The sequence below is a fragment of the Mycobacterium sp. NPDC050551 genome, from assembly GCF_040674075.1.
GTDB lineage: Bacteria > Actinomycetota > Actinomycetes > Mycobacteriales > Mycobacteriaceae > Mycobacterium.
Map to the genome: position 1 here is coordinate 3,584 of NZ_JBFARC010000012.1, position 1,244 is coordinate 4,827.

The 1,244-nt window shown below is 54.8% G+C and carries 2 rRNA genes (1 of these 2 cut by a window edge); both read left to right on the forward strand.

Annotation, left to right across the window (positions count from 1 at the left end):
- Nucleotides 1-1,035: ribosomal RNA gene (locus tag AB0K11_RS27775) — 23S ribosomal RNA — on the forward strand (it extends 1,613 nt beyond the left edge of the window).
- Nucleotides 1,036-1,129: 94 nt separating this feature from the next.
- A 5S ribosomal RNA gene (rrf, locus tag AB0K11_RS27780) occupies nucleotides 1,130-1,242 on the forward strand.
- Nucleotides 1,243-1,244 lie beyond the last annotated feature (2 nt).

Genomic DNA, 1,244 nt, shown 5'->3' on the forward strand with positions numbered 1-1,244 from the left:
TCGGGGGTGAAGCTGAGAATTTAAGCCCCAGTAAACGGCGGTGGTAACTATAACCATCCTAAGGTAGCGAAATTCCTTGTCGGGTAAGTTCCGACCTGCACGAATGGCGTAACGACTTCTCAACTGTCTCAACCATAGACTCGGCGAAATTGCATTACGAGTAAAGATGCTCGTTACGCGCGGCAGGACGAAAAGACCCCGGGACCTTCACTACAACTTGGTATTGGAGTTCGATACGGTTTGTGTAGGATAGGTGGGAGACTGTGAAGCGGCCACGCCAGTGGTTGTGGAGTCGTTGTTGAAATACCACTCTGATCGTATTGGGCTTCTAACCTCGGACCGTATATCCGGTTCAGGGACAGTGCCTGGTGGGTAGTTTAACTGGGGCGGTTGCCTCCTAAAATGTAACGGAGGCGCCCAAAGGTTCCCTCAACCTGGACGGCAATCAGGTGTTGAGTGTAAGTGCACAAGGGAGCTTGACTGCGAGACGTACATGTCGAGCAGGGACGAAAGTCGGGACTAGTGATCCGGCACCCCCGAGTGGAAGGGGTGTCGCTCAACGGATAAAAGGTACCCCGGGGATAACAGGCTGATCTTCCCCAAGAGTCCATATCGACGGGATGGTTTGGCACCTCGATGTCGGCTCGTCGCATCCTGGGGCTGGAGCAGGTCCCAAGGGTTGGGCTGTTCGCCCATTAAAGCGGCACGCGAGCTGGGTTTAGAACGTCGTGAGACAGTTCGGTCTCTATCCGCCGCGCGCGTCAGAAGCTTGAGGAAACCTGTCCCTAGTACGAGAGGACCGGGACGGACGAACCTCTGGTATACCAGTTGTCCCACCAGGGGCACCGCTGGATAGCCACGTTCGGACAGGATAACCGCTGAAAGCATCTAAGCGGGAAACCCCCTCCAAGACCAGGCTTCTCACCCATTCAGTGGGATAAGGCCCCCCGCAGACCACGGGATCGATAGGCCAGACCTGGAAACGCAGCAATGCGCGTAGGGAACTGGCACTAACCGGCCGAAAACTTACAACAACAACAAAACCTCGCAACCACAATTCATATTCACAGTCAAACAATAAGACTGCACCCCACCACCAAAACACACTTCACCATAAAGTGAATAAAGTTACGGCGGTAATAGCGGCAGGGAAACGCCCGGACCCATCCCGAACCCGGAAGCTAAGCCAGCCAGCGCCGATGATACTACCCATACGGGTGGAAAAGTAGGACACCGCCGAACAC